Genomic DNA, 6,933 nt, shown 5'->3' with positions numbered 1-6,933 from the left:
TCCCGAACAGGACGGTGAAACGCCTCAGCGCCGATGATAGTGCAGATTGCCTGTGTGAAAGTAGGACATCGCCAGACTCCCCAAAGAGAAAGCCCCGATCAGCAATGGTCGGGGCTTTTGCTTTGTGTGTTGCGGAGATGGGGATGCAAAACACCTCTGGCGACGTCATCCCTGTTTCAGTAGCACACGCGTTTAGAGTCCGAAGTTTAATGTAGCCGACTTTGCGGCCAGTTGTCTGGCATACGCAGACGGCGTCGGCCGCCCAGTTATTTCTTTGACCGTTCCTCGTTGTACTCGCGTCGCCAGGATTCAATCAGTACCCATGCCAGAGCCAGGCCTGTGAACCAGTGTTCACTCAGGCATTCGCCCCGGAACCATCCATTAAATGACTCGATGTAGGCATTCTGATTGGGTTTGCCGGGTTCAATATGGCGCAATTGAATGCCACGCAGTTGCGCCCACGTCAGCATGGCCCGACCGCAGAACTCCTTGCCGTTATCGGTCCGGATCACCTGCGGCAAACCCCGTGTGCTGGCCAGTTGATCCAGCAGGCGCGTCAGCGGATAACCGCCAATGGCTCGTTCCGCCACGATGGCAATGGATTCATGCGTCGCATCATCGACGATGGTCAGGCACTTGATCACTCGCCCTTCGGCGGTACGATCAAACACGAAATCCATGGACCAGACTTGATTGGCTGCAATGGGCCGGACCAGGGGTTGACGATCCCGCAACGGCACCTTCTTGCGCTTGCGCCGCCGCACCTGCAAACCCGCCAAGCCGTATAGCCGCTCTACCCGTTTGTGATTCACCACCCAGCCCGACTGACGTAGCTTCAGATAAATCATGCCGGCGCCATAGCGACGATGTCGATGGGCCAAGAAGAGGAGCTGTTCGCGCAGTGGTCCGTTACGATCCGGTCGTGGCCGATAGCGCAACGTACTGGCGCTCATGCAGGCCAACGACAAGGCTCGTCGCTCACTCAGGCCACGTCCGGCCATATACCGCACCAGCTCACGTCTTGCCGGTGCGGCTACCACTTTTTTTGCAGCGCTTCTTGGTGATTTCGTTCTCGAGTAACGCGTTGGCAAGCATGCACTTGAGCCGGGCATTCTCGGCCTCCAGTTCCTTGAGCCGTTTGGCATCGGAGACGCTCATGCCTCCGAACTTGTTACGCCACAGGTAAAAGCTGGCCTCGGACAAGCCATGCAGGCGGCAGAGTTCCTTGAGCGGGATGCCCGCTTCGGCCTCGCGAAGAAAGCCGATGATTTGTTCTTCCGAATAACGCTTTTCATGTCCAGTCTCCTTGGATAGGGGGATTGGACTCCAAAGCAGCCTGCTACTCAAATTCGGGGTGACGTCGCTGGGACAGAGCCTTTTACTTTGGATTTAACCAGAGAAGCAGTATTGATGCGCCGGCGTGCTTTTCTCTGGCAGGGTAGAATTGCGGTTTGGCGTGAAACCGACGCACTACTGAGGCATGACATGACAGATTGGAGAACTTACCAGGCGCCGGCTGATGTGCTGGCTGGGCGGGTGATTCTGGTAACCGGAGCCGGGCAGGGGCTGGGGGCGGCCGCGGCGCTGGCTTATGCGCAGCACGGCGCGACAGTGATTCTGCTGGGGCGCAATGAAAAGAAGCTGGCGCGTACCTATGATGCGATTGAAGCGGCCGGCGGCCCGCAGCCGGCTGCGATCCCGATGGATCTGGCCAAGATCAGCGAAGCAGAAATTGCCCAGTTGGGCATTACCATCCGCAAGGAGTTTGGCCGGCTGGACGGCATCTTGCATGCCGCCAACGGATTTACCTTCCTCTCACCGCTGACCAACCAGAAACTGGATGAGTGGGTGGAGATGTTCAAAGTGAATGTCGCCGCACCGTTCGCCATCAACCGGGGCTTGCTGCCGCTGCTGACTCAGGCGCCCGATGCGGCGATCATCCATCTTGGTGAAAGTCATGCATTGAATCCGGCAGCGTATTGGGGCGGCTACAGCGTGAGCAAGGCAGGGCAGAAAAATCTGGTCGAGATTGCCGCCAGCGAATGGGACAATCAGCCCAATCTGCGGATCAATCTGCTGGTTCCCGGACCGATCCAGTCACCATTCCGCTTGGCGACGCATCCGGCCGAGTCCGCTGAAAGCCTGCCGCGCACCGAGGCAATCGTGCCGGCGCTGCTGTACTGGATGAGTGCAGCAAGCCAGGGGCAGAGCGGCAGGACACTCGAGTTCGCTGCAGCCTGATCAGCACGATGGTGATGTGAAAATTACCGATTCTTAATGATGATGGTGCGGAACTGCCGCAAAGGACTGAGGTCTGATGTTGTGTAAGGGGTGCGCCCCGGGCGGCAAATGACCGGGACGCAAGTCCATCACGCTCCATCATCTCCCCTGTGACCCCCCCGCGTCAGACGCGGGGGCTTTTTTTTTGCTCAGCGCTGACCGACGCCCAGAGCGTCGGCAAGCTGGCGAGCGCTGTTGCGGCTTACCTTGTCGATTTCACCGCGCACCATTTCCAGGGTAATAGCTTCATCTTTCAGCTTGGTCTTGCTGGTCTCCCGCTGGTTGACCGAGCCGGCCAGGACTTCGCCGGTCTCGGCATTCTCCAGTTGCGCCATCGAGCCTACCTTGAGCAGATAGGGCTCGCGGCCAACCACGTTCTTGGTCAGATTGATGGCGGCCTTCGCAGGCAGAATGTCGACAATTTTCTTGTCCGGGCGAACCTGGCCAAGTCCGCTGATGGCCACGCGCAGCCGCAGGACATCGGCGCCGGGCTGATCGGTTACCGTCACGCCACTCTTGGTGATTTCTTCTGCAAGCCGGCTCTGGAAGTAGGCCGCAATCCGGCTTTGTTCGTTGGGCTGCAGCAATTGCCATTGTCCTTGTGCATCGCGATGGAGAAACAGCGGGGTTTCAACGATTACCTTCTGATAGGCGCGCAGATCGGCTCCAGGGGCGAGGTAGACGGATTGTGCCGGCTGCTTGCCGCTTTTCTGGAAGGCCGATTGCGGCAGGGTGAACAGGTTGTCTCTCAGAAAGCCTTCTGCCGACGCAGAGGCAGCACCCAGCAGGGCAAAAGCAAGCAGAACAGGGCGTAGCACGCGCATCATCAATTCCTTCACGATTTCGATAGGAGCTGCGCCGGGCGGGCGCAGCGTGTCGGGAAGGATTATTGCCGCGAGGCATGCCAACGGCAAGGTAATAAGACCGCGAGCGATCAGCCCAGGCGGTGGGTTCCCAGCCGATAGCACAGCCAGGCTCCCACGCCGCACACGGCCAGGGTGCTGGCCAGCGGGGTGAGGCTGCCATCGTGCCACAGTCCCAGCAGCACGCCTCCCAAGGTGGCAATGCTGAACTGCAAGGTCCCCATCAGCGCGCTGGCCAGGCCTGCCTGCTCGCCATTGCGTGCCAGCGCGCCGGCGGTGGCATTGGCGGCGACAAAGCCCAGCGCCCCAAGATAGGCATACAGGCAGCCCAGAAGCAGCCACACCGGCGGCTTGCCCCATAAGCTGGCCAGCAGCAACACGACGGTGGCTCCGGCCAGCACATGGATGGCGCGGCCGAGCAGCGTGTCGAGACTGTTGCTTTTCAGAAAACGCGCATTGAACTGACTGGCCACGATGTAGCAGGTGGCAATGCTGCCGAACACCAGGCTATAGGTGCTGGCAGACAGGCCATAGAGCTTCATCAGCACAATGGGTGAACCGGTGATGTAGGCAAACAGCCCCCCAACCGCCAGCCCGCCGGTGATGGCGTAACCAGTAAAGCTGCGATCGCGCAAAAGCGCCAGATAGTTGCGCAGCGTTAGGCCGATACGGAACGGCTCATCCTCACGCGCCGGCCGGCTTTCTGGCAGCAGGCGATGCATGGCGAGCAGACACAGCAGCGCGAAGAGGGCCAGCAGCACAAAAATCGGTCGCCAGCCGCCCAGGCTGACGATCCAGCTGCCGAACAGCGGCGCCAGAATCGGCGCAACCCCCATCACCAGTACCAGCGATGAAAACACCTGTGCTGCGTGGCGGGGCTCGCAGCGATCCCGCACGATGGCCCGCGCGATCACCATGCCCGCACAGCCGCCCAGTGCCTGCAGGAAACGCAGTCCGATGAGCATGTCGATGCTGCTCGCGAGTGCGCAGCCCAGCGAGGCCAGCAGGTAGATTGCCAGCCCCGCCAATAGCGGGGGCTTGCGCCCGAAGTGATCCGAGAGCGGGCCGTACAGCATCTGGCCGATGGCCAGTCCGATGAAATAGCTGGCCAGTGTCAGTTGCGTGCTGCCATCGCTGGCGTGCAGCGAGGCAGCAATGTCCGGCAGTCCCGGCAGGTACATGTCGATCGACAGCGGCCCCAGGGCCGTCAGCGCCCCGAGCAGCACAATCCAGCCGGCGAAGCGGCTGTGCGATGTGGCATGTACGGAGCTGCTGGTTTGACTCATTGGGTATGGCTCTATGATATTTATGAACTATCGATTCTGCATGTATAGGGTAGTGGGTATTGCAGGGCTATGCGGCTGGTATGTCGACTGTACGGCAGCCCTCCCGTGTGCTCAATGGTATTAGTGCCCACGGGCGGCAGGCTCACGCTCAGTAGCCTGCCGTAAAGCGCTGGCGCGGATAGCGTGCTTGTTCGGCTTCGTCCAGCACGGCAATGGCAAAGTCGGCCAGCGAGATATGGCTTTCGCCATCTGCTGCGACCAGCAGCTGATCGGAGCCCAGGCGGAACAGGCCCGTGCGTTCGCCCGGGTGGATGTGTGCCGACGGACTGGCCATCGTCCAGTTCAGTGCGCCCTCTTCGCGCAGGCTGTACAGTGCGGCCCGTGCACTTTCGGCGCTGGCGCGCCAGGCGTCGGGGAAATCCGGTGTATCCAGCACCTGAACACCGGGCGCCACTTCCAGGCTGCCGGCACCGCCGATGGTCAGCAGGCGCGGCACGTCCGCGGCCTTCACGGCGGCAACAATGCTGGCAAAGCCGCGTGCATAGTAGCCGGCCACGTCGCTGTCACTGTGGCCGCTGAAGGCGCTGAGGACCAGATCATGGCCTTGCAGCTGGCTGGCGAGCAATGTGCTGTCGAAGACATCACTGGCCAGTGCGGTCAGTCCGACCTGAGCCGCCAGCTTTTCGGGGTGACGGACCAGTGCGGTAAGGTGGTGGCCGCGCTGCAGTGCTTCGGTGAGCAGGGCGCTGCCAATAAAGCCCGTGGCGCCGATCAGGGCAATTTTCATGGTGTAACTCCTGTGTGTCATCAGTAAAAGGGTCAGATCAGCATCTGCCCGGGCAAGGCCTGCAGTTGCCCGTTGAGCCGCCCCAGCAGAGCTGGCACACCAAACAGCTGGTGCTCTTGCATCAGCTGGCGTGCCTGTTGCACCTGGGCATGCAATGCCGGTGGCCAGCCTGCCGCCAGCTGGGCTGCCAGCCACTGTGGATCGCAGCCAAAGCGGCCGGCCAGTGTCGCGTGGGCCGCGAGGCTGACGTCGCCGGCGACATAGCGCAGCTGCTGCACGGCGTGCAGGATGTCGAGCGCGGCTTCGGGTTGAACCTCGCTCAGCAGATGCCAGGTCAGGGTGGCCAGGCTGGAGTCGAAGCCTTGCTGATCGTCGCCCAGAATGTGCTCACGATAGGCATCCGAAAAGGGCTGGCCAGTGCGGGTGGCGATCTGCCGGTCATTGCGCCAGAAATAGGCGCGCCGCTCGGCATCGGGAAACGAGGGCTGGCAGAAAAGCCCGCTGGGAAGCAGGGTCCAGCGTGCCTGCGGATCTTCCTCCCGCAGACGTTGCAGTCCGGGCTGGGCGCCGTAGCACCAGCCGCACCACGGATCAACAATCAGGACAAATTCACTCGGTATTGGCATGGCAGTTCAGGGTGTTCGGTAATGGCTGAATGATGCCCGTCTGTATTGTCTGGATAAATGCCGATAAAATGAATTTACTGTTTGCAAAATCGATACAAAACATGACCGGATTGCCCGATCTAAACCGCCTGCGCCTGTTTGCCGCCGTGGCTGACGCCGGTGGCTTTACCGCTGCGGCTGAACGGCTGGGGCTGGCCAAGGCCGCGCTCAGCCAGCAAGTGGCCAGGCTGGAAGCCGAGTTGGGCGTCACGCTGCTCACCCGTACTACGCGCCGGGTGGTGTTGACCGAAGCCGGCAGCCAGTTGCTGGACGCCTGTCGTGGCCCGCTCTTGCAGCTTGATACGGCATTGCGCGAGCTGGGCGCTGCGGCCAGCGCGCCGCAGGGCCGGCTGCGCATTACCGCACCGGGCGATTACGCCGCCGGGGTTCTGGCTCCGGCGCTGGCTGCCTTTCGCGAGCGCTATCCGGCGGTGAGCTTCGATCTGATCGCCAGTCATGATGTGCTGGATCTGGTGCAGGACCGTATTGATCTGGCAATCCGCATGGGCTGGCTCAAGGACTCTACCTTGCGTGCCAGTCGCCTGAGCGAATTCGAGCAGTGGGTGGTCGCACCACCGGCGCTGGCTGCCGCGGCAGGGGTTGACCCGCAGTGGCTGGCCACGCAACCCTGGATTGCACTCAATCTGCTCCCCAGTCCGCGACTCTGGACCTTTGTTGCCCGCGACGGCCTGGCACAGACGGTTCGCATGCAGGGGGGCTGCGAGGTGAATTCACCGGTGCTGGTGCAGGCGCTGGTGCGTGCCGGCGCAGGGTTGTCGGTACTGCCGGATTTCATGGTGCACGAGGCGGTGGCGCGCGGTGAGTTGCGACGTCTGTACTCCGACTGGTCGCTGCCCCCGGCCGGAATTTTTGCCGTCTATCCTTCGGGCCAGCATGTGCCGGCCAAGGTGCGGGCATTCATTGATTTCTTCCGCGACTGGCTAGCCACCCGCGCCGGTGAGGCCAAGGCTTGATCAGGTGGAGCGGGTTTGGCTGGCTGTTGAATCACCGCCGCTAAGCCTTGTCGGGGATGCCGGAAAATGTACGGCAAG

Annotated in this window: 6 protein-coding genes and 1 pseudogene; 2 read left to right on the top strand and 5 right to left on the bottom strand. The window is 61.5% G+C overall.

What is annotated here, in order from left to right; genetic code table 11:
* Positions 1-192: 192 nt before the first annotated feature.
* Positions 193-1,320 (bottom strand): annotated as a pseudogene (locus INR99_RS15895) (IS3 family transposase).
* A 165-nt stretch (positions 1,321-1,485) separates the two neighbouring features.
* Between INR99_RS15895 and INR99_RS15890 the strand changes: the two are divergent.
* Positions 1,486-2,241 (top strand): SDR family NAD(P)-dependent oxidoreductase, encoded by a 756-nt coding sequence (locus INR99_RS15890; RefSeq protein ID WP_194117361.1) that lies wholly within the window; start codon positions 1,486-1,488, stop codon positions 2,239-2,241.
* 188 nt (positions 2,242-2,429) lie between these two features.
* Here the strand turns inward: INR99_RS15890 and INR99_RS15885 are convergent, their stop codons facing one another.
* The 4 genes from INR99_RS15885 to INR99_RS15870 form a co-directional block, all read right to left on the bottom strand.
* On the bottom strand, positions 2,430-3,104 hold the full coding sequence (locus INR99_RS15885) for a DUF3313 domain-containing protein (RefSeq protein WP_194117360.1): 675 nt from the start codon (positions 3,102-3,104) through the stop codon (positions 2,430-2,432).
* A 110-nt stretch (positions 3,105-3,214) separates the two neighbouring features.
* Positions 3,215-4,429, bottom strand: coding sequence for a multidrug effflux MFS transporter (locus INR99_RS15880; protein ID WP_194117359.1), 1,215 nt, complete (start codon positions 4,427-4,429; stop codon positions 3,215-3,217).
* 148 nt (positions 4,430-4,577) lie between these two features.
* A complete protein-coding gene (locus tag INR99_RS15875) occupies positions 4,578-5,216 on the bottom strand; it encodes an NAD(P)-dependent oxidoreductase (protein ID WP_194117358.1) in 639 nt (212 codons plus the stop codon).
* Positions 5,217-5,248: 32 nt separating this feature from the next.
* Positions 5,249-5,842, bottom strand: coding sequence for a DsbA family protein (locus INR99_RS15870; protein ID WP_194117357.1), 594 nt, complete (start codon positions 5,840-5,842; stop codon positions 5,249-5,251).
* 101 nt (positions 5,843-5,943) lie between these two features.
* Here INR99_RS15870 and INR99_RS15865 point away from each other — a divergent pair, with 101 nt between their 5' ends.
* Positions 5,944-6,855: a LysR family transcriptional regulator gene (locus INR99_RS15865; RefSeq protein ID WP_194117356.1), complete on the top strand. Its 912-nt coding sequence runs from the start codon at positions 5,944-5,946 to the stop codon at positions 6,853-6,855.
* Positions 6,856-6,933 lie beyond the last annotated feature (78 nt).

It is taken from the genome of Chitinilyticum piscinae (assembly GCF_015223195.1).
Lineage (GTDB): Bacteria > Pseudomonadota > Gammaproteobacteria > Burkholderiales > Chitinibacteraceae > Chitinilyticum > Chitinilyticum piscinae.
The sequence above is the reverse complement of the archived record's forward strand: the minus strand, read 5'-3'. Positions and strand labels throughout refer to the sequence as shown.

Bases quoted from the DNA above. Each gene is read 5' to 3' on its own strand.
- INR99_RS15890 (WP_194117361.1), top strand. From the start codon at position 1,486: ATGACAGATTGGAGAACTTACCAGGCGCCGGCTGATGTGCTGGCTGGG.
- INR99_RS15885 (WP_194117360.1), bottom strand. From the start codon at position 3,104: ATGCGCGTGCTACGCCCTGTTCTGCTTGCTTTTGCCCTGCTGGGTGCT.
- INR99_RS15880 (WP_194117359.1), bottom strand. From the start codon at position 4,429: ATGAGTCAAACCAGCAGCTCCGTACATGCCACATCGCACAGCCGCTTC.
- INR99_RS15875 (WP_194117358.1), bottom strand. From the start codon at position 5,216: ATGAAAATTGCCCTGATCGGCGCCACGGGCTTTATTGGCAGCGCCCTG.
- INR99_RS15870 (WP_194117357.1), bottom strand. From the start codon at position 5,842: ATGCCAATACCGAGTGAATTTGTCCTGATTGTTGATCCGTGGTGCGGC.
- INR99_RS15865 (WP_194117356.1), top strand. From the start codon at position 5,944: ATGACCGGATTGCCCGATCTAAACCGCCTGCGCCTGTTTGCCGCCGTG.